The sequence below is a fragment of the Tunturiibacter empetritectus genome, from assembly GCF_013410875.1.
Taxonomy (GTDB): Bacteria; Acidobacteriota; Terriglobia; order Terriglobales; family Acidobacteriaceae; genus Edaphobacter; species Edaphobacter empetritectus.
The window spans coordinates 388,052-406,587 of the sequence record NZ_JACCCU010000001.1 but is presented as its reverse complement, the minus strand read 5'-3'; the positions used below and the strand labels follow the sequence as shown (position 1 = coordinate 406,587).

Sequence of the window (18,536 nt, the reverse complement as noted above, 5' to 3'; positions counted from 1 at the left end):
TCCGCGATCGAAGGCTTGTGGCTGGTCATAGAGCAATTGCTCAATCCTTTGATTCAAGGAATCTGAGTAGACGCCCAAACCAGCGCATTGGCTAGCTCCACCCATGGAAATTATGATTATCCATAACATTCCAATTGACTTGAGCAGACTCTAAGATCGGCTTTGTGTGCTTGTTGGGTTAATGGGACGGAGTTGCGTCCTCGTCGTGATGGCCATGGTGGAAGATCTTGCCTATACCGCGACCAGTGCCCTTGGTAATTTTGCCTGTGCCCTTGACGGCTCCAACTCCGACGTCTTTGCCTGCGACGCCTGCGCCTTTGCCAACGTTGCCCGCAGCGTCAATGGGGTGGAGGGTAACAAGATCGCCGGCACCTTTGCCGACGCCCTCGGCTGCAGATCCGGTTCCTTTGGCGGCGCCCTTGCCGATGTCGCCGGTTCCGCTTCCGACGTCACCTCCAGGGCTGCGCGGTTGCGTCTGAGCGGGCGTATTTCCGGTGGAGGGCGCCTGGGTAGTTTGGGCGGAGGCGCTCTGGCTGCAAATGACGAAGGCTAGAGTAAGGAGTGCGAGGTGTAGGGTTTGGAATGTATGGCGCACGGATGACCCTCCTTACGATTTGATGCGCTAGAGAAGGGTTAGGAAGCGTACCGCGTCGGAGGGTAAGCGCTTCTCGAAGCCTCTTTCATAGATCGAGGTGGGGCAGCGGTTGGTTGCAGTTCATTTTTTTGAGGGGTGAGTTTGTGGTGTTTTATTGGGGGTTTTGACAAAAACAGGTGTTTTGACGTGGTGTTTTTGTGGTGCGGTTGTGGTGTTTTGTGTGGTGAACGTGGCGAATAAGCAATCATAATTATGGTGACGAAAGATGTGACACGAATTCTGGGTTTATTTTTGGGGTTTCCCGTTTTGGGAATGAGCTTGGGGACAGGGAGTTATTGGCTCGATGACGGTAGCCCAGGTCTGGAAGAGTTCGAAGTTCACGATCGAACGCAGTCAAGGCGAGAAGCCCGGCACAGTCGTCTTTCGATTGTCCGGACCGTTTACGGCGCGGGACATGCACGCTTCCCTTTCGCCTGACGTACTTCGCAGTACGTTTGAATCGGAGGAGGGGAGCGATCCGCATGCGCCCCCTGTTGCTCCTCGCCACGTTCTGGATCTGACAGAGGTCCCGTATATGGATTCTGCGGGGCTTGGTTTGATCGTCAGCCACTATGTCCGGTGCAAGAGCAGAGGAGTTCGGTTGGTTTTGGCCGGGGTGAGTTCGCGCGTGCTTCAACTGTTTGAGATGACCAAGGTAGACAAGTTTTTTCCAAGGGTCGCGACGGTCGAAGAGGCAGATCGGTTGTAAAGATTCTGTTCCCGACTCAGGTGGCGAGGTTCGCTCTCGATGGCTCCTTCACAGAATCGAGATGTGGAGCGCCCGACCGTTCGCAGATTGAAGTCTTACAACCCACCCTTCGCAAGAGCGCGAAGGATGGGGCACCTGGACATTTTTGATAAGTCAACTCTTGTTTGAGGCACTCTTATGGGCAACCGTTCGGGATGCGTGGCTGACGTGGGTGTTCGAGTTTGATTCAGTCGGTTGGCGGGGCTATGCGGGTGGCGAGGAGAAGGGCCAGGGCGCCGGTGGTGAGGAGAAGAAGGGTGGGGGGCTCGGGCGCGGCAGGTTGAAGTCGGATGGAAGATGAAGTCCGGGGCGGCCACCGGAGAGATGAGTCGTAGCTTCGGTGGGCCGCATCCAAGAGTGCGAATGGAGAGAGCGATATGAAGAAGGGTTATTGGGTGGTTGCATACCAGACGGTTGGGGATGATGCGACGATGAAGAGCTATGCAGAGCTGGGTGGAGTTGCGCTGAAGCCGTTTGGGGTGCGTCTTCTGGTGTCGCCGCGTGGCGAGATTACGGCTTTGGAGGCTGGGTTGAAGCAGATGACGGTGGTGGTGGAGTTCGACAGCTACGCGGATGCTTTGGCTGCGTATGAGACTGCGGATTATAAGAAGGCTCTGGCTGCGCTTGGGCCAAATGTGAAGAGAGACTTTCGGATCGCTGAGGGAGCTTGATCGGACGCACGTGATCGGACGCACTGGGCCGGTTCAGGGCTGCATTCGGGAGCGGGCGTCGCGGAGGTGTCCGGTAGCGGGTTCGTGGGTGCCGGCGACGGCCAGGCCAAAGCGGGGCATGTTGGCGTAGATGGATTCGTACTTGCCGGCGGCGACCTGATAGGTTTCGTGCCAGATGCCGACGGAGCCGTCGTCGCCGATGTTCTGGTTGAAGGCCTTCCAGGCGGGAAGGTGGGCGGCGTTGCGGGATTGGGCGTAGTCGACGAGCTGGTCGAAGCTGCGCCAGTACTGGGTGACCATGACACCGGGCCAGTAGACGGAGGAGAAGCCACCGAGGAAGCCCAGGGATGGGTTGGCGTAGAGCTCGCTGAGCATGGGTCCCATGGCTTTGCCGACGGAGAGCCATTTGTTGACTGCCAAGAAACGGTTGATGCGAAAGCCTATGAGGAAGACGACGAAGGGCCCTTCGATGTGGGTGGAGTAGCGGCCTGCGTGGATGGTGGACATGTGGATCGGATGATTCTAATTGGGCTTCGGGTGCATGGGAGAGCGCGGATTTAGCGTGCCAGCGGCTGGCCGATTACCGTAAAGCTGCACCAATAGTCCATGCCACAGGGCTTGTTCTGGACGCTAACCGGGGGATCTTGGGACCGTATGTTTCTATGACTGGGCCTCAAGATTCTGTTGTATCGTCTGGATGAGCTGTGGAATGGGGTGCGCTAAGGGTGAATTCATCAGGCCCAACAATTGCCGTGTGCGCGATGGGGTTGATTTTGATTGCACACGCGAGGACCAGTCACGGATTACAGATATTGCATGACACAGCGCAGGGATCCCATGTGCGCGAAGGCTATGTAGGCGATGCAACATGCAAGTCGTGCCACGTCGACCAAAGCTTGTCTTATGTGCATACGGCGCATCACCTCACTTCACAGAGTCCGACAGCCGAGGCCATGCTCGGTTCTTTTGCAAAGGGCTCAAACGCTCTGAAGATAGCCGATCCTGCGCCAGCTATCGGCGACCCCGGTATCTCTTATGAGATGGAGAAGAGAGGCGCGGATTACTACATTTCGGCAGTTACCGGTTTTGCCGGAGACCTCCAGAGGAGAAGCGAAGAGATTGGTGTGGTGATTGGCTCAGGAGTACGTGGGCAGAGCTATCTGTATTGGCGAGGAGATGAGTTGTTCGAGTTACCGGTGAGCTACTGGTCGGATGGCGGCCGATGGATTAATAGTCCGGGCTATAGGAATGGTTCGCCAAACTTTGATCGGCCTGCGTCTGCGCGATGTCTGGAGTGCCACGTCAGCTATATTAAAGCGCTATCGGACGACCCGATGGGCAATCGGTACGACAGAGGAAGTCTGGTCCCGGGGATCTCCTGCGAGGTGTGCCATGGGCCGGGATCGCGGCATGCGGCGCTCTTTGCAAAGGGAGAGACGAAGAGGCACTTGCAGGAGACGCTGATCTTGAACCCGAAGCATTTCGCGCGAGACAGGCAGGTGGACCTGTGCGCACTTTGCCATAACGGTGCCGCACAGAAGGAGAACGCGCCTGCATTTTCCTTCCTACCCGGGGAGCCGCTTGCGCGATATCTGAGCGAGGATACTGCGAGCGCAGACATGCATCCTGATGTGCACGCGAACCAAGTGGGTCTCTTGAAGCGGAGCCGGTGTTACTTATCGTCTGCGGAGATGAGTTGCTCCACGTGCCATGATGTGCATGCGGCTGAGCGACCGGCGGCGGCGTACTCTGAGAGATGCTTGACGTGCCATCGTGTGGAAAGCTGTGGGATGGAAAAGACGATGGGTCCTTCGATCAGGAGCAACTGTATTGACTGCCACATGCCGATAGAGCAGACAAATGCAATCGTCTCTGAGACCGGCGACCGGGTGATTCGGACGAGGATGCGTACTCACTGGATCAAGGTGTATTCGCCGGCTGAATCACAATGACTAGGGCTGCGCCTGAGATGCATTGGCGGTGCGGGCAGGAAAAGATTTTCTTTCCTGTTCGATCTCATTATTCAGCACCGATTTGAGATGTTGGAGGGTTTGAGCCGCCTCGTCGTTGCGGTGCAGCCTGCGCAGAAGAATGAACTGACGGTCGAGTGCAGAACGGTTGTCCGGCTCTAACTCGATCGCTTTGCTGTAGTGACCCACCGCGGCTGAGATATCGTTTTCCTGTTCCAGCAGGTGGCCCATAAGGATCTGGGCTTCGGCGGAGTCTGGCTTCGTAGCGAGAGAGGTGGCGAGATAGCCTTTTGCTTCCTGAAATGCCGGCTGTCCAGGTTGAACTCCGGCACGGATGATGAGGTCGGCAAGCAAATAGTTTGTGACAGAGTCTTTAGGAGTAATGGCGAGTTGCTTGGTGAGGAGCGCCTTCTCTTTGTCGGGCTGATTGCGATCGGAGTACAGCATGCTCATGGCAACTACACTATGCGGCTGATCTGGTTCGAGCTGCGCGGCATCCACGAAGTCTTTTTCAGCCTGGTCGTATTGGGCTAGTTGTGCATAGGCGACACCCCGAATGAGATAAAGAGATGCGGCCTTCGGGATTCGTGCGATTCCCGCGGTGGCTGCTTTGACAGATCTGTTTTCCTGGTTGTGCTCGAGGCAGAGTATGGCGAGGTCGAGATAGTTTGTCTGATCCGTTGGTTTAAGCTCGATTGCCTTCTCGAGGACACGAAAGGCATCATCGGGTTGATTCGTCTGGACGTAAGCTGAGGCCAAAAGGTTGAGCAGATCGGAGTCGTTGGAGTTTGAGAGAGGCGTGAGTGTTTTGATCGCTTCTGCTGGCTGATGAGTGCGCAGCTGTGCCACGGCAAGATTGTAGGTTAGGTCAGCTCTCTCGGGATGCAGTTGAGTTCCGCGCAGAAGGACATGCAGGGCTTCATCGTTTTGTCCTTGTTTCAGAAGGCAATCAGCGAACTCGTCGAGCGCTTTGGGATCGCGATATACCTGATCGTTACTGAGGGTGAAGTACGTGATTACGGCTGCGCAGTCATGTGCCTGGTAGGAGAGCGCTCCCGCCATAGCGTTGCCTACATCGTTGGCGGGCATGACCGCCAGCAGCTTCTTGACGTATTCCAGTGCACGAGGATTGGCCCGGAGATAAGAGATTTGCGCTGCTCCCTTGAGTGCGGGGACGAAGGCGGGATCAATCGAAAGCGCCCGGTCGAAACTCGAGAGGCTTTCTGTGGTGCGGTCGAGGCCATCCAATGCGACACCACGCATCGTGAGTAGCATTGGATCGCGAGGGTGCTGTTTTAAGAGCGGTTCAAGGTCGCGAAGAGCCTGGTTGTACTGACGAGATGAGAGTGCGGATGCTGCGGCCTTACGAGCGGCCGTGGAGTCTTGACCTTGAGCGAAGCAGGCGGCGACGAGAGAGACGCCAATGAGATAGATAAACCGCTTGCTGGTCATTTCAGAAAAACCCAGGAGATGAGATCCGCTGCGTATCAGTATAGAGACACTACTGATACGCAGCGGAGTCGTGATCAGAATCGAATCCGGCCAAGCACCTGAATAGTGCGGGGAAGATTCTGGTCTGTAGATTTGCCGAACTCACCATTGGAGAGATCGCTTACGGGATTGGTCAGATTAACTCTGTTGAAGAGATTGAGAATCTCTCCCCGCACCTGGAAGCTCCCGGCATCACCAAGGAACGGTAATCGGAAGAGCCGTTCTGCGGCAAGGTTAGTGTTGGCCAGTCCGGGCCCGTTGTAGGTGTTTCTCCCTAAATTTCCCTCGGTTCCCATTGCTGGTAGCGGGAAGTCAGAGACCGCGAAGACCCCTTTGAGGAAATCGGAGCGGCTTGTCGCCTTATTGCTGCCAAAAGCCGGCATGTTGGGAACATCATAGTTATAGCCGTCTGCGTTGAAGTCGCCTGATGGATAAGGGGCCGTGGTGTAAACCGTAAACGGCTGCCCAGATTGAAGGACGATGACGGGAGAGAGGGTCCAGCCACCTGTAATCAGGTGCTCAATTCCTTTTCCGACACCTGGAATATTCCAGACAGCGTCGATTGAGATTCGATGCCGTGAGTCATAGTCGGAGCGGCCGTAGTTGCGGCGTGGATTATTGACGTCGATGACATTCTCTGCTCCGCCAACTCCATTGTCATTACTGCTGGTGTAGTCCAAGGCTTTGCCGTAGTTATAGATGGCATGAACAGACCAGCCTCGAGAGAAGCGCTTGGAGATGGCTAATGCTCCGACTTCGGCATTCGCCTTCCCGATGCTTTGGCCATAGACGACGGCACCGAAGCTGGAGTTGAGTCTAGAAAGTGACCCATCATGTTGAATTAGATCGCCAGCGTAGCGGTTGGAGTCGGTCTGAAAGTAGAGATGGGTGCTGGATGTGCCGAAGTAATCAGCTTCGATAACGACACTGCTGCCGATGCTTCGCTGAATACTAACTGACCAATCCTGCACTTCAGGAGGAACGAGATTGGGTTGAAGACCACCGACCCCAATGCGAGTTCCGACGAGGCCGCCATGGGGATCGACCTCGTACGAGATACCGGGTGGAGGCGCAAATCCAGTTGGGCCGCTGGCACTAGCGCCGTAGGAGAAGTTTGCCAGGGTGGTCCCAGCGTTGTAGATGCTGATACTGGGGTCTGCAAATTGAGGTGGATTGGTTCGAATTCCGTCTACGTATGACAGGTCTCCGATTTTGTTGTTGAAGAGTCCCCATCCGCCGTGGATAGACGTTGTACCGTCGCCAAAGACGTCATAGGCGAATCCGAAACGAGGAGCGAAGCGCCACATGGCATTGTCAACTACCTGACCGTTTGAACCACGGACGAGCATCGAGCCGTTTGCGATCTGAGCTTGAGCTGTTCCGCCAGAGCCAGGAGTAAATAGCGCCAGAGGATTCTTTCCGTAGCTTACGGTGCCGAGATGACCGAAGTAGTCCCAGCGAAGGCCAAGGTTCAGCGTGAGTTTCTTGGAGACCTTCCAGTCGTCCTGGAGGAACGGGGCTGTCTGCAACATGAGAACACGAGAGTAGAGGCTCTGTGCTGTGCCACCAGCCTGAACGTTCACGATTGGACCGCTCTGGTAGTTTGGTTTGTCGACGGCGAAGTCAACGATATTTGTGAAGTAAAACGTAGGTCGATCCAAACCGGCAGTGAAGTTGTCGAGATCCTGCTGGCGATCGACGTCTACACCGATACGGATGTTATGCGATCCTTGCACGTAGGTAAGGACATCGTGCCAGTTCCAGTTGTTGTGGACCCATCCCGATGGACCCCAGGATGAGAATCCTCCGCCGAGACCGCCAGGATAAGCATTCGGGAGATTGGGAAGATCATTAGGCGCGGCTGGCTGGTCTCCGACGGCGCGCACGTAAGAAACACTGGCCTCGTTGAGCAGCCTGGCAGAAAAAGTATGGATGTAGTCGACTTTGTGATACCAAGTCGCGTTAGGGCTCACATAGGCCAGGTTGGGCCGGGGATTGGCCACGCCGCCTTGGGTAGTGTTGCGGAACAGGCTGTAAAAGAGCTTATCGCTGCCATCGTGGAAGTTATGATCGAGACGTACGTGGCCTTGAAACCCGTTGTTGATGGGCGATTGGTTGATCGATACGTTTCCCAGAGCAACAAGATCTCCTGGAATACCTGGAGGGAGATAAGGGCTAACGAGCGATTGCTCAATCTGGCTGACTGTTTGAAAGCCGCTGGTTGGAATTCCACCGGCTGGTGCGCCTTTGAAGAAGGCCGCGGCGAGGCTGTTGGGATAGTTCGTCTCCACATAGTTGACGAACTCGGGCGTTTCCATCGGTTGAGTGAGCGTGACGCCCTGGCTGCTCTTGCTCCAGAAGAGAGAACCGAAGAAGAAGGTCTTGTTCTTGAAGATAGGGCCGCCGACCGATCCGCCGAAGTCGTTGCGAAGATAGCGAGGAACCTTAGTCTGGAACTCCGTGCGGGCGGTCAGCGCCGAACCTGTATAGAACTCCGAAAGATCACCATGGAAGCGGTTTGTTCCGGGCCTGGTGAAGACTTCGATCAACGCTCCGCTCTGTCTTCCCTTGTCGGCCGAGAAGACGTCGGTGCTGATCTTAAGTTGCGCAACGGTAGCAGGCTCTGGAGTTAGGTTTGTGATTCCATCACGAGAGTTGCCGTTCACGCTGGTTCCGTCGACTTGATATTCGTTGGCCTCCTGACGTTGACCGGCGCCGATGATTTGAAAGCCCGGTTCGGCGTTGAAGCTGTTTGTTCCCTGCGATCCTGAACTGCTGGCGCCACCGAATGATCCGCCGAGACCAGTAACGCCGGGAGCGAGAGTAGCTACGCTGGCGTACAGGTTTTCTCCGACGAGCGGAGCATTCTCGACAGTCTGTCTCTCAAGCACTCGGCTGATCGTTCCGCTTGTCGTTTCGACTGCGGAGGAGTTGGCTGTGACTTCGACCGTGGCTTGCGTGGAACCGATCAGCAGTTTGGGGTAGATGGAGCGAACATCGGTTCCTTCAATGTCGATATCCTTCTGCTCCCAAGTGGTAAATCCAGTGGCGACAACGGTCGTATGGTAGCGCCCTGGGGGCAGGTGAAGAATCTGGACGAAGCCTTGAGCGTTTGAGATTGCGGTCTGCTTTACCTGCGTATCTTGATTGGTGACGGTGACCTGCGCGGAGGGAATTACGGCGCCACTCTGGTCGGTGACGGTTCCTTCGATTCCGCTGCTGTACTGGGCTATTGCTGGGAGTGTGGCCGCTGCCAAGAACAGGACCAATACGCTGAGGGATCGACTCCAGAGATGCTGTGTTCCTTTTTTCTCGCGCATGTCGGCTCTCCAAAATGAAGGTTTATGAAATGCTTTTCGACACTTTTCGGGCAGATCGCTCAAGAGTCGGGCCCGTTTGAAAGCTTTCATTTAGATCGCCGAGAAGACTAGAACACGCATTGCGATCTTGTCAACGGCAAAATCTGCAGACCGCCGAAGACAACAGATCGCAGTGAAAAGGTCGACTATTTGCTAAGTTTGCTCCGGCGAGAGGAGGGGGATTTCTGGGCCGAAGTCAGGCCAGGAGGAGCCACCGAATCTCTAATCTTCAGCGCGGTTTCAAGGACGAGATGCTTTGCCGGGCCGTCATCGCCGCGGACGCGATCAATCAGGATTTGAGCGGCTTTGGTTCCCATTTGAAAGCCTGGCTGGGATACGGATGAGAGCGGAGGGCTGGTCATCTCGGCAAATTGAAGATTGTCGAAACCAATCAGGGATATGTCTTCGGGGCAGTGGAGGCCGGCTTCGCGAAAGGCCAGCAGGGCGCCGAACGCAATCATGTCGTTCGCTGCGAAGATCACCGTCGGCCTCGGGATCATGCGAAGAAGAAGCATAGTCTTCGCGTAACCGCCGTGTTGGTCGAAGCTTGCCTCCTGAATATATTCGGGACCGATTGGGATCTTTTTTTCGAGTAAAGCGCGTTTAAAGCCTGCCAGGCGGTCTTGTGCATTTGTCAGGTGACGTGGGCCCATGACCATCGCAAGCTGCCGATGTCCTTGCCGAAGCAAGTAGCTGGTGGCCTCATAAGCTCCCTTCTCGTTGTCAGCAGTAACCGTGTCGCCGTCCCACCCTTTGGGAAGACGGTCGACACAGACTACTGCTGTTCCAGACTTTCGATACGACTCGGCCTGTGCGGTGAGGTCACTGAAGTTGGACGGAATCACGATCAGACCGGACGGAAGGAACGTTCGAAGTTCATTGAGGTGAACGATCTCTTTGGAATGGTCGTTGTCGGTGTTGCAGAGGATCAGGCGATAGCCGTTTGCGAAGGCGACGTCCTCTGCGCCGCGAACTACGGCCGGGAAGAAGGGGTTCGTTACGTCTGGAATGATCATGCCGATCATGTTGGTCTTGTCCAGGCGAAGGCCACGCGCCAGTTGGCTGGGTTGGTAGCCGACCGCATCGACGGCGTCCATGACCCGCTTGCGAAGGTTTTCGCGCACCGGAGCAGATTTGTTGAGAACATTGGATACGGTGCCGAGTGAGACACCAGCTACCTTTGCGATCTGCTTCATGTTTGCCATTCGCTAACTCCTGCGGATTTGAGTTCGTCCGGCTCGTGTGCTTTTTTTGAGCGTGTCGTTGAAGGCGAATGCCTGAACTGGTGCTGTGATGCTCAGGATTGGAGCGGCTCCGGGGCATACTTTGAGTCTCGCATACCTTATAACGATTGTGATTTTTGTCCGATCGATTGAAGGGAGTGCAGAAAACTTCCTTGACAAACTACCGCTGTCTTTTTATGCTTCGGAGGCTTCTATTTGAAAGCTTTCATCAAAAGCAGCCATACGGTAGACTTTCAGCGGTTGCAGAGATCTAGAAGGAGTTCGACCATTGTTTCAGCCTCAAACCTATGCGATTGCTCTTTCGTTGATGCTCGTTACGATGGTCTGTTGGGGTTCGTGGGCCAACACGATGAAGTTGTGTCCGGGCTATCGATTCCAGCTCTTCTACTGGGATTATGTAATCGGTTTGATCCTGGCAGCTCTGATCTTGGGCTTTACGCTGGGAAGCATGGGAGGCGTCGGCCGGCCCTTTCTAGCTGACATGATGGCGGCGGATTCATCGCACATCGGACTAGCGGTGACAGGAGGCATCCTCTTCAATGTCGCCAACCTGCTGCTCGTTGCCGCCATCGAGATTGCTGGTTTGGCCGTTGCATTTCCGGTTGGAATCGGGCTAGCGCTTATTGTCGGGGCAATCAGCAGCTACATTATTTCCCCAAGCGGCAATGTGTTGATGCTGTTTGGAGGAATCGCACTCGTCGTGGGAGCGATCGTTCTTGATGCGATGGCGTACCGGCTGCGCGAGACGGAACGCCGATCGCTGAGCATGCGCGGGTTCGTCATCTGCCTGGCAGCGGGTCTGTTGATGGGTAGCTTCTATCCCTTTGTCTCACGGTCCATGTTGGGCGACGGCGCTCCTGGGCCGTATGCTGTGGCGATGTTCTTTACGATTGGCGTCGCTCTATGCGCCGTTCCATTCAACTACCTGTTGATGCGCAAGCCGTTGGATAAGAGCCAGCCCGTGTCGATGAGTGGGTACTCTTCGGCACGTGGATCGTGGCATCTTTGGGGCATCCTCGGCGGAGTGATCTGGTGTACGGGCGCGACCTTAAATTTTGTGGCATCTCGCGCTCATATTGTGGGGCCGGCAGTCTCTTATTCGATTGGTCAGGGCGCTACCATGATCTCTGCCGCGTGGGGAGTCTTTGTCTGGAAGGAATTTGCAACCGCGCCCGCTCGAGCCAAAACTTACCTGTTTTGGATGTTTATTTTGTTCCTCTGCGGATTGAGCGCGATTGCGCTCGCTCCTATTTATTGATCCTGTTTGCGAGTTAGGAGGCCTATGCCCGTTGAAAAGAAGGGAGTCGTCGTGGTGGGGAGCATAAATATGGATCTCGTCGCGTACACGGCGCGGATTCCCACTGAGGGGGAGACCGTCGTCGGGACAGCTTTTCAGACTCATCCCGGGGGAAAAGGCGCGAACCAGGCGGTTGCAGTAGCGCGCCTGGGGTTTCCGGTCGCGATGATTGGAAGGATCGGAGATGATGCCTTCGGTACGCAGCTTAAAGAGCACCTGAAAGATGCGGGGGTGAATGTCGACGGTGTCTCAACTTCGCAATGCAGCTCAGGTGTTGCTGTGATCGTCGTGTCTGAAGCTGGGGAAAATTGCATTGTGATCACGCCAGGCGCCAACGCACAGTTAACGCCTGAAGATCTGGATGCAAAGATCGAGATTCTTCGAGGCGCAGGGATGGTGCTAACACAACTGGAGATTCCGACGGAGACTGTTCAACATCTGGCGACGATCTGCGCCCGTGAGGGTGTGCCGCTGATTCTCGATCCTGCGCCAGCGAAGCAATTACCAAAGGACCTTCTCGACAAGGTCGATTGGTTCACTCCAAACGAGACGGAGGCGGCATTCTTCATCGGGGATGGAGAGGTTGAAGTCGACGAGCCCGTGATGATGGCGCGGACCCTTATGCGCAAAGGGGTTCGAGGGGTGGTCCTCAAGCTTGGATCGCGCGGAGCCTATCTTGCATCGGCTGATGGATTGAGTGCTCGACTGGAGCCGTTTGCGGTTCAGGCAGTGGATTCAACAGCTGCGGGAGACGCTTTCAATGGAGCGTTTGCGACGGCTTTGATGATGAAGAAAGATCCGGTCGAGAGCGCACGCTTCGCCGCAGCAGCAGCGGCGCTTTCCGTGACGCGGACAGGGGCCCAAACCTCCATGCCAAGAATGGCTGAGGTGGAACAGATGTTGGCGGGCGTCGGAGCGAACGAGTTATAGAACGAAGACGGCAGGACGCAAGATGGAGGCGGAAGAGTGAATATTCTAACGGGACGGAAACAATCTGCACTTTTGATATGTCTTTGCCTTTTTGCCGCTGGGCTCACATCGCCAGGGAAGGCGCAGGACTGGCGCTATCAGCCAAAAGAACAACAGATCCCGCCTCCAGCTTGTCTGACGCTGCATATGCCATGGGAGGGTGGAAATGTGCCATGTACGGCAAAGACACACGATGAGTGGATAAAGGCTGTAACGGATTGGCGCACCGAACGGCGAATTCGCGTCGGTTATGACGGATCAAGGTATGACCTTCCCGCGCTACAGTGGGCTCAATCCAGTTTCATACAGCCGCAGATGATGGTGCACGATCGCTACTTTTACGACCCAGTGGCCGGTAAATACACCGTCGATCGCTATCTTGACGATTTGAAGAAGCGATACGGCGGGATTGATGCGGTGCTGATCTGGGCGACCTACCCCAACATGGGCATCGACAATCGCAATCAGCAGGATATAGTCCGCTCGATGCCGGGCGGGGTCGAAGGGCTTCGCAATATGGTTGAGGAGTTTCATCGACGCGGAGTGAAGGTGCTTTTTCCAATCATGATGTGGGATCAGGGCACGCGCGATCCGGGAAAGCCCTGGCCACAGGCGACCGCTGAGTTCATGAAGGAGATCGATGCGGACGGCATCAACGGTGACACGCAGGATGGTGTGCCTCTTGCATTCTCGCTTGCTGCCGAAAAGGTGGGGCACCCTCTCGCATTCGAACCGGAGAATGGGCCTTCTGATGAGGCGTTGGCGTGGAACGTCCTGACATGGGGTCAGTACAAGTTTCAGTTTGCGCCGACGGTTGATAAGTACCGGTGGCTCGAGACGCGTCACCAAGTGAATATTCAGGGCAGATGGAATCGGGATAAAACGGATGATCTGCAATACGCCTTTTTCAACGGCGAGGGATGGGAGAGTTGGGAGAACGTCTGGGGGATCTGGAATCAGGTGACTCCAAGAGACGCTGAGGCGACGCGAAGAATGGCGACGATGGAGCGCGGAGTCGCACCCTTCCTTGTCAGCCCAGGGTGGGAGCCTCTTTATCCGATGCATCGCTATGGGATCTTCTCCAGCCGATGGCCGTTGAACGGACAGGCTGTGTGGACGATCGTCAATCGCAATGAGTACGACGTTCAGGGACGCCAGATGACGATTCCCTTCGAACAGGGCACCCGTTACTTCGATCTCTATCACGGGGTTGAACTGACGCCGGAGAAAGAAGGTAGTGACGCGATTTTGTCTTTTCCGATTGAAGCGCACGGATATGGAATGATCCTGGCCACGGTGGGTGAACCGAGTGCTGCGATGCACGAGTTGATGGGGACGATGAAATCAATGACAGAGTCGAAGCTCGCAAGTTTTTCACACGAGTGGAAGACCCTGCCGCAAAGCATTGTAGAGATCACTTCTACTAAGCCGGCGTCGGCAACACCTGAAGGCATGATCAAGATTCCGGGTGGCGACTACTTATTTCGCGTGGAAGGCATTGAGGTTGAGGGCTCTGACGATGTTGGTGTCGACGTTCAATATCCATGGGAAGATACTCCGCGAAGATTTCACGAGCATCCTATGAAGTTGAAGGCGTTTGACATGGACAAATTTCCCGTGACCAACGCTGAGTTCAAGAAGTTTCTCGATGCAGCGCACTATCATCCGAGCAACGATCTCAATTTTTTGAAGGACTGGAGCAATGGAACTTATCCCGAGGGATGGGATAACAAACCTGTGACCTGGGTGTCGATTGAGGACGCTCGAGCGTACGCGAAGTGGGCAGGTAAGCGCCTGCCTCACGAATGGGAGTGGCAGTTTGCAGCTCAGGGAACGGATGGCAGAACCTATCCGTGGGGCGATCACTGGGATGACAAGGCAGTGCCGCAGCCAGACTTCGGGCGCACTATGCGCGGGCCTGACAACGTCGATGCGCACCCGTCGGGTGCAAGTCCCTTCGGTGTGATGGATATGGTCGGAAATGTCTGGCAGTGGACCGATGAATATGTGGATGAGCACACGCGCGGAGGAATTTTGCGCGGAGGAAGCTACTACAAGCCGCAGGGATCTATCTGGTATTTTCCCCAAGCCTATCGAAACGATAACCATGGAAAGCTGTTGATGATGGCTCCAAGTTATGACAGGTCCGGCGCGCTCGGCTTCCGTTGCGTGAAGGACGGAGAATGAAAGGCGTCTCACAGGATCGCAGCGGGGGTCATTCGAGACCCTTCGTTAGTTCATAACGCGCCAAGCAAGAATGCTGCTCTTCCCTGAGCGCCGACGATTTCGAGTAACCTGCGCCCGCTGAGGTTTCCAACAGGGGTGCTCCCTCCCGTGAAGACGTAGCAAGCTCAGCGGGTTGACCAGGAGCAGTCCCAGCGAGTGGGTTGCTGGTATGTATCCGTCGGCGGCGGATGGGTGCAAATAAGCCTCGGCTTTGCGCAGATCATGCGGATGGTCCGCATCCACCGAGAAGAGTGTGCCGAGATTGTAGGAGGCGACAGGATCGTGCAGTTGGGCGCCGGTTTTGTACCAGCTCTCAGCGGCAGCCTTGTCCTGCTTCACGCCGATCCCAAAGTAATAGAGGTGTCCCAGATAACGCCGAGATGTGGGGCACCCGGCACATCAAGTTTTAGCCTGAGCCGTAGCCTATTGGGTTTGAGTGACGCTGGCTTTGACGACTGTGGCTTTTTGCTGCTTCTGGTCGTCGTCGAGGATGGTCATCTTGTTGCCTTGAACCATGAACTTTACGTCTTCGCCGAGGGCGATGTTGGCGGGTTTGGACCAGGGGAAGTTGAGCTTCTGGCGGACGACGTAGGTTTTGGTGGGGGTCTGGATGGTGAAGACCTGGTAGGTGTCGGTGTCGTCGGTGGAGTGGGCGGTGGTGTTCTCGGAGTATCTGCCGTTTCTGGCTTTGGCGTCGGTGTTATAGGTGGTGGTGCTGCCGGTGGGGACTTCGATCTTCTCGGTGTCCATGAGCTTGCCGTGGTGCCAGTCGGCGGCGAAGGCGAGGGCGGAGGAGAGGAGAAGTGCGGGCAGGAGCGCTGAGGTGAGTTTCATCGTGGTCTCGCGGTTGGGATGAATTTACGGGAGCCCGGTGCTGGTGCGTGTGAACCATCCTAATTGAGTTGGGAGGAGTTGTGTGCTGGGGGTTCTTCGAAGGTTCGCACTGAGGCGCGAATGCCCACTCATGCGATGTGGTGGGAGTCTTCCACCGCAATGGCCTGCCTGAGACTTGCAGCCATGCCGCGATAGGTGCGCTGGATCTCTCGCAGGCGCAGCAGTTCGCCAGAGGTGTCGGGAGGATCGCTGGCGATCTGGTACTCGATCGCATCGATATCTCGCACGACGGACTCCAACTCTTTTTCCAGTAACTCACGCGGTGATAGAGGCATGGTCTCCTGCCCTTTGTCTCTATTCAGGGTACCGCTTTTTTCATTGGCCGTCCTAGACAACCGCGCTGCGCCAGAAAACCCACTCATGCGATGAGACCGCATGAATGGGGCACCCAAGGTATTGGTTGATTTGATGTATGGGCCACCCGCCTTCGCTCGAATGCTCACTGGTGCGCGACTATGTGATGGCGAGAGGCGGTCCGATGAGTTCCATTCCATAGGCTCGCATCTTCTCGGCGTCGTTGACGTAGGTTGTTCGACCGCCTGCGCGGTCGCGGGTATCGAAGAACTCTTCCATTCTGCCGGCGGGGGCGTAGGTGATGAGGAAGCGTCCGGAGCCTTCTCCGACAAAGGCGAAGGCATGGGGAACGCCGCGGGGACCGAGGACGGAATCGCCTGCTTTGAGGTGGTGGAGTTTGCCGCCGACCTCGACGAAGTATTCGCCCTCAAGGACGTAGAACCACTCGTCCTCTACGTGGTGAAGGTGGCGCGGCGGGCCGCCCTTGGTGGTGTGATGGTGCTCCATGGCGAAGAAGTCGCCACGACAGTCTTTGGAGGATACTTTGAAGGTGGTGGTGCCGTTGGGGAGGACGCGTTTGAAGTCATAGCGGTCTCCGCCGCTGAGGACGGGGACGGCGGGCTGTGGTTGGGTGGCGGGTGGGGACTGGAGGGTTTTGGCGAACAGGCTCGAGGGAAGGGCTGCGGCGGCGAGCTGGAGGAACGAACGGCGTTTGAGCAGGGTCATCGGTCAAGTCCTCTTTAGATTTTGGAGTGAGTATAGACCGATTGGGGAATAGAGCTGATTAGTAATGGAGAATGGGGAGCCCGCTATGATGAGGCTCTTCGAGCTTATACATCCCATCCTTCGCAGAAGCGCGAAGGATGGGGCACCTAATCATTAGAGGTACGTCAAATGTAGGGTGGGGCACCCGGCATGAGTAGGGCACCCGAAAGTTAAAAAAAAAAGGCGCCGAGCTTTTCGGCGCCTTGATAGGATTTACTTCTTTATTGGTGGTGCCGACTCGTAGTATGCAGCTAGCCGCTTTGAATACACCGTTGCTTCTGCACTTTCCCGCTTTGAATCTGTCCATTTCCCCACTGTTTTAGATGCCTCATTTAATCGTTCTCTTATTTCTTGGACACGACGTACGCTTTGGGCAGATGCGCTCATAGACCCTCATTCCTGTGCTTCCCCGTTTGAGTCAACCAAACCTAGCGGAAGTTGCTTCAGTGAATCATTCAGTCGGGAGATCGCGATAGTCTCCCTTTCTACATATGAAATTGATGCCATCTTTAGTCGTAATGGCGTTTTATTTCTTTGCCATTTGACAGCCTGGCCCGTGCTTAGTTTTCGGTCGACTTCTCTACTGTATAACGGTTTCACTGTGAATATGTCCAGATACTTTCTTGGGCTGATACCAACAAACGGTACGAATGGTACATAGAGCGCGTTCAAACCGTTACGCCCAAACCCGCCAAGATTAATGGCATCGTCATGCAGTTCTTTCGCTTTACTTTTCGGATAAGGCTCAATATACACAACCTTTTTGATACCAGCGCCTACGATATGTCGAGCGCAGTTATGGCAAGGAAACGTAGTTGTATATAGAGTCTTCCCCACTGTCGAAATTCCTTTTCGCGCACATGACAGGATGGCTTCCATTTCGGCGTGGACCGCTCGGCCAAACTCGGTGATGGAAAAGAGGGAGGTCTTCCTTAGTTTTTCGCTGATGGCTTCATCAGATTGCAAACTTTCAGGGAGAATCGATAAAACTTCCTGCAACATGGTGTTTTTGCGTAGGTCGTTAGAATCGTGCCCTTTTACATGATCCCTCTCATCACCGTCGTCCTTGTCCCAGTACTGCCCACCTCCAGCCTTCGGCACCTCGTTGCAACCCATTGCGATTACATCTCCATCTTCAGATGCAATCGCCGCGCCTACTTGCCTTCCAAATTGGGCAGATCTTAGAGATGCTGCATGCGCCATGAACATTGCCTGCTCGTCGCGCGTAGGCGTCTTATACGGATGTGAGAAAAGCAGGTCGAGGAAACGTCCTAATTGATGTTTCCAATCATCGGAATTACCTCCGACGTCAAGAAAGAGGTCTGACAGATGAAAAGCGTCCCCTGTCCGTTGCCCACCATCTTGTTTGTCATCTTCGTCCGTTTTCACTAGAGATGAAGCTTGCTCTAGTGACATGACCCCTCTTCTGTGAAGATGCTTAACCCTGTCTTCTTCTGTAGCAAACACGCCGATTATATGTAGTCCGATTCCATATACCTTACGAAGGTAATTGACCTCTTGCGGACGCTTCAGCGTTACAAGAATATGTGCTCGATCGAGCAAAGCATCGTCGGGCGCATCCTTCTTTCGTACACTTGAAATGTGATCAATTGCGGCCAGCGCAAGGAGCGCGTTGCTCTCCTCTGTTTTCACATTGGCATTGAACTCTCTGTACATCTCATTTGCTGCTTTTATCCTTTTGTCGATCCGCTCATACTCATTTACAAATTCCAAGTCAGGATTCAGACCGAGTGTTTCACTAAATGGCTCAATGAAATCACTCAACCGCAGCAGCTCGGATTGATACCCAAATTCCCTTAATTGGGAACTTAGGTTTTCCGCAACCTGATTTGCATCAGTCCCAATCGGTGCCACCAAGCCGAATACGAGCTCAGCATTCTTATTGTTTGTCTCTGTACTGAAAGTTTTCTCTGACATCGCGACCTCTCTACTCGATGTGTATAGCTTCGTTGA

General features: G+C 55.0%; 17 protein-coding genes. 7 read left to right on the top strand and 10 right to left on the bottom strand.

Going from position 1 to position 18,536, the window contains the following annotated elements; translation table 11 throughout:
• Positions 1–178: 178 nt before the first annotated feature.
• Positions 179–595, bottom strand: coding sequence for a hypothetical protein (locus HDF08_RS01730; RefSeq protein ID WP_179636718.1), 417 nt, complete (start codon positions 593–595; stop codon positions 179–181).
• A 343-nt stretch (positions 596–938) separates the two neighbouring features.
• On the opposite strand from HDF08_RS01730, the gene HDF08_RS01725 reads away from it, so the two are divergent.
• The 3 genes from HDF08_RS01725 (at position 939) to HDF08_RS01715 (ending at position 2,053) form a co-directional block, all read left to right on the top strand.
• A complete protein-coding gene (locus HDF08_RS01725) occupies positions 939–1,343 on the top strand; it encodes an STAS domain-containing protein (protein ID WP_179636717.1) in 405 nt (134 codons plus the stop codon).
• Between the two features lie 160 nt (positions 1,344–1,503).
• A complete protein-coding gene (locus HDF08_RS01720) occupies positions 1,504–1,683 on the top strand; it encodes a hypothetical protein (protein WP_179636716.1) in 180 nt (59 codons plus the stop codon).
• Between the two features lie 76 nt (positions 1,684–1,759).
• Positions 1,760–2,053: a DUF1330 domain-containing protein gene (locus tag HDF08_RS01715; protein ID WP_179636715.1), complete on the top strand. Its 294-nt coding sequence runs from the start codon at positions 1,760–1,762 to the stop codon at positions 2,051–2,053.
• Positions 2,054–2,086: 33 nt separating this feature from the next.
• Here the strand turns inward: HDF08_RS01715 and HDF08_RS01710 are convergent, their stop codons facing one another.
• On the bottom strand, positions 2,087–2,560 hold the full coding sequence (locus HDF08_RS01710) for a DUF4188 domain-containing protein (RefSeq protein WP_179636714.1): 474 nt from the start codon (positions 2,558–2,560) through the stop codon (positions 2,087–2,089).
• A gap of 446 nt (positions 2,561–3,006) precedes the next feature.
• Between HDF08_RS01710 and HDF08_RS01705 the strand changes: the two genes are divergently transcribed.
• Positions 3,007–4,005: a multiheme c-type cytochrome gene (locus tag HDF08_RS01705; protein ID WP_179636713.1), complete on the top strand. Its 999-nt coding sequence runs from the start codon at positions 3,007–3,009 to the stop codon at positions 4,003–4,005.
• Here the strand turns inward: HDF08_RS01705 and HDF08_RS01700 are convergent, their stop codons facing one another.
• From HDF08_RS01700 to HDF08_RS01690, 3 genes are all read right to left on the bottom strand, one after another.
• On the bottom strand, positions 4,006–5,475 hold the full coding sequence (locus tag HDF08_RS01700) for a tetratricopeptide repeat protein (RefSeq protein WP_179636712.1): 1,470 nt from the start codon (positions 5,473–5,475) through the stop codon (positions 4,006–4,008).
• 74 nt (positions 5,476–5,549) lie between these two features.
• On the bottom strand, positions 5,550–8,834 hold the full coding sequence (locus tag HDF08_RS01695) for a carboxypeptidase-like regulatory domain-containing protein (protein WP_179636711.1): 3,285 nt from the start codon (positions 8,832–8,834) through the stop codon (positions 5,550–5,552).
• Positions 8,835–9,019: 185 nt separating this feature from the next.
• Positions 9,020–10,078, bottom strand: a complete 1,059-nt coding sequence (locus tag HDF08_RS01690) for a LacI family DNA-binding transcriptional regulator (RefSeq protein WP_257030829.1) — start codon at positions 10,076–10,078, stop codon at positions 9,020–9,022.
• Positions 10,079–10,385: 307 nt separating this feature from the next.
• On the opposite strand from HDF08_RS01690, the gene HDF08_RS01685 reads away from it, so the two are divergent.
• The 3 genes from HDF08_RS01685 to HDF08_RS01675 all read left to right on the top strand — a co-directional run bounded on the left by HDF08_RS01685 (position 10,386) and on the right by HDF08_RS01675 (position 14,570).
• Positions 10,386–11,375, top strand: coding sequence for a GRP family sugar transporter (locus HDF08_RS01685; RefSeq protein ID WP_179636710.1), 990 nt, complete (start codon positions 10,386–10,388; stop codon positions 11,373–11,375).
• A 24-nt stretch (positions 11,376–11,399) separates the two neighbouring features.
• Complete coding sequence (rbsK, locus tag HDF08_RS01680) at positions 11,400–12,344, top strand: ribokinase (protein WP_179636709.1); 945 nt, start codon at positions 11,400–11,402, stop codon at positions 12,342–12,344.
• Positions 12,345–12,698: 354 nt separating this feature from the next.
• Positions 12,699–14,570, top strand: a complete 1,872-nt coding sequence (locus tag HDF08_RS01675; RefSeq protein ID WP_257030828.1) for a formylglycine-generating enzyme family protein — start codon at positions 12,699–12,701, stop codon at positions 14,568–14,570.
• A 45-nt stretch (positions 14,571–14,615) separates the two neighbouring features.
• Here HDF08_RS01675 and HDF08_RS01670 read toward each other — a convergent pair whose 3' ends face one another.
• From HDF08_RS01670 to HDF08_RS01650, 5 genes are all read right to left on the bottom strand, one after another.
• Positions 14,616–14,978, bottom strand: a complete 363-nt coding sequence (locus HDF08_RS01670; protein WP_373563165.1) for a tetratricopeptide repeat protein — start codon at positions 14,976–14,978, stop codon at positions 14,616–14,618.
• Between the two features lie 54 nt (positions 14,979–15,032).
• On the bottom strand, positions 15,033–15,443 hold the full coding sequence (locus HDF08_RS01665) for a hypothetical protein (protein WP_179636707.1): 411 nt from the start codon (positions 15,441–15,443) through the stop codon (positions 15,033–15,035).
• A 128-nt stretch (positions 15,444–15,571) separates the two neighbouring features.
• Positions 15,572–15,778 (bottom strand): hypothetical protein, encoded by a 207-nt coding sequence (locus tag HDF08_RS01660; RefSeq protein WP_179636706.1) that lies wholly within the window; start codon positions 15,776–15,778, stop codon positions 15,572–15,574.
• A 178-nt stretch (positions 15,779–15,956) separates the two neighbouring features.
• A complete protein-coding gene (locus HDF08_RS01655; RefSeq protein WP_179636705.1) occupies positions 15,957–16,523 on the bottom strand; it encodes a cupin domain-containing protein in 567 nt (188 codons plus the stop codon).
• Positions 16,524–16,955: 432 nt separating this feature from the next.
• Positions 16,956–18,500, bottom strand: coding sequence for an anti-phage dCTP deaminase (locus HDF08_RS01650; RefSeq protein ID WP_179636704.1), 1,545 nt, complete (start codon positions 18,498–18,500; stop codon positions 16,956–16,958).
• Between the last annotated feature and the right edge of the window lie 36 nt (positions 18,501–18,536).

Excerpts from the sequence above, each read along its gene's own strand:
- HDF08_RS01700 (WP_179636712.1), bottom strand. The coding sequence starts at position 5,475 with ATGACCAGCAAGCGGTTTATCTATCTCATTGGCGTCTCTCTCGTCGCC.
- HDF08_RS01695 (WP_179636711.1), bottom strand. The coding sequence starts at position 8,834 with ATGCGCGAGAAAAAAGGAACACAGCATCTCTGGAGTCGATCCCTCAGC.
- HDF08_RS01660 (WP_179636706.1), bottom strand. The coding sequence starts at position 15,778 with ATGCCTCTATCACCGCGTGAGTTACTGGAAAAAGAGTTGGAGTCCGTC.
- HDF08_RS01650 (WP_179636704.1), bottom strand. The coding sequence starts at position 18,500 with ATGTCAGAGAAAACTTTCAGTACAGAGACAAACAATAAGAATGCTGAG.
- HDF08_RS01705 (WP_179636713.1), top strand. The coding sequence starts at position 3,007 with ATGCTCGGTTCTTTTGCAAAGGGCTCAAACGCTCTGAAGATAGCCGAT.
- HDF08_RS01665 (WP_179636707.1), bottom strand. The coding sequence starts at position 15,443 with ATGAAACTCACCTCAGCGCTCCTGCCCGCACTTCTCCTCTCCTCCGCC.
- HDF08_RS01690 (WP_257030829.1), bottom strand. The coding sequence starts at position 10,078 with ATGGCAAACATGAAGCAGATCGCAAAGGTAGCTGGTGTCTCACTCGGC.
- HDF08_RS01675 (WP_257030828.1), top strand. The coding sequence starts at position 12,699 with ATGATGGTGCACGATCGCTACTTTTACGACCCAGTGGCCGGTAAATAC.
- HDF08_RS01725 (WP_179636717.1), top strand. The coding sequence starts at position 939 with ATGACGGTAGCCCAGGTCTGGAAGAGTTCGAAGTTCACGATCGAACGC.
- rbsK (WP_179636709.1), top strand. The coding sequence starts at position 11,400 with ATGCCCGTTGAAAAGAAGGGAGTCGTCGTGGTGGGGAGCATAAATATG.
- HDF08_RS01715 (WP_179636715.1), top strand. The coding sequence starts at position 1,760 with ATGAAGAAGGGTTATTGGGTGGTTGCATACCAGACGGTTGGGGATGAT.
- HDF08_RS01710 (WP_179636714.1), bottom strand. The coding sequence starts at position 2,560 with ATGTCCACCATCCACGCAGGCCGCTACTCCACCCACATCGAAGGGCCC.
- HDF08_RS01655 (WP_179636705.1), bottom strand. The coding sequence starts at position 16,523 with ATGACCCTGCTCAAACGCCGTTCGTTCCTCCAGCTCGCCGCCGCAGCC.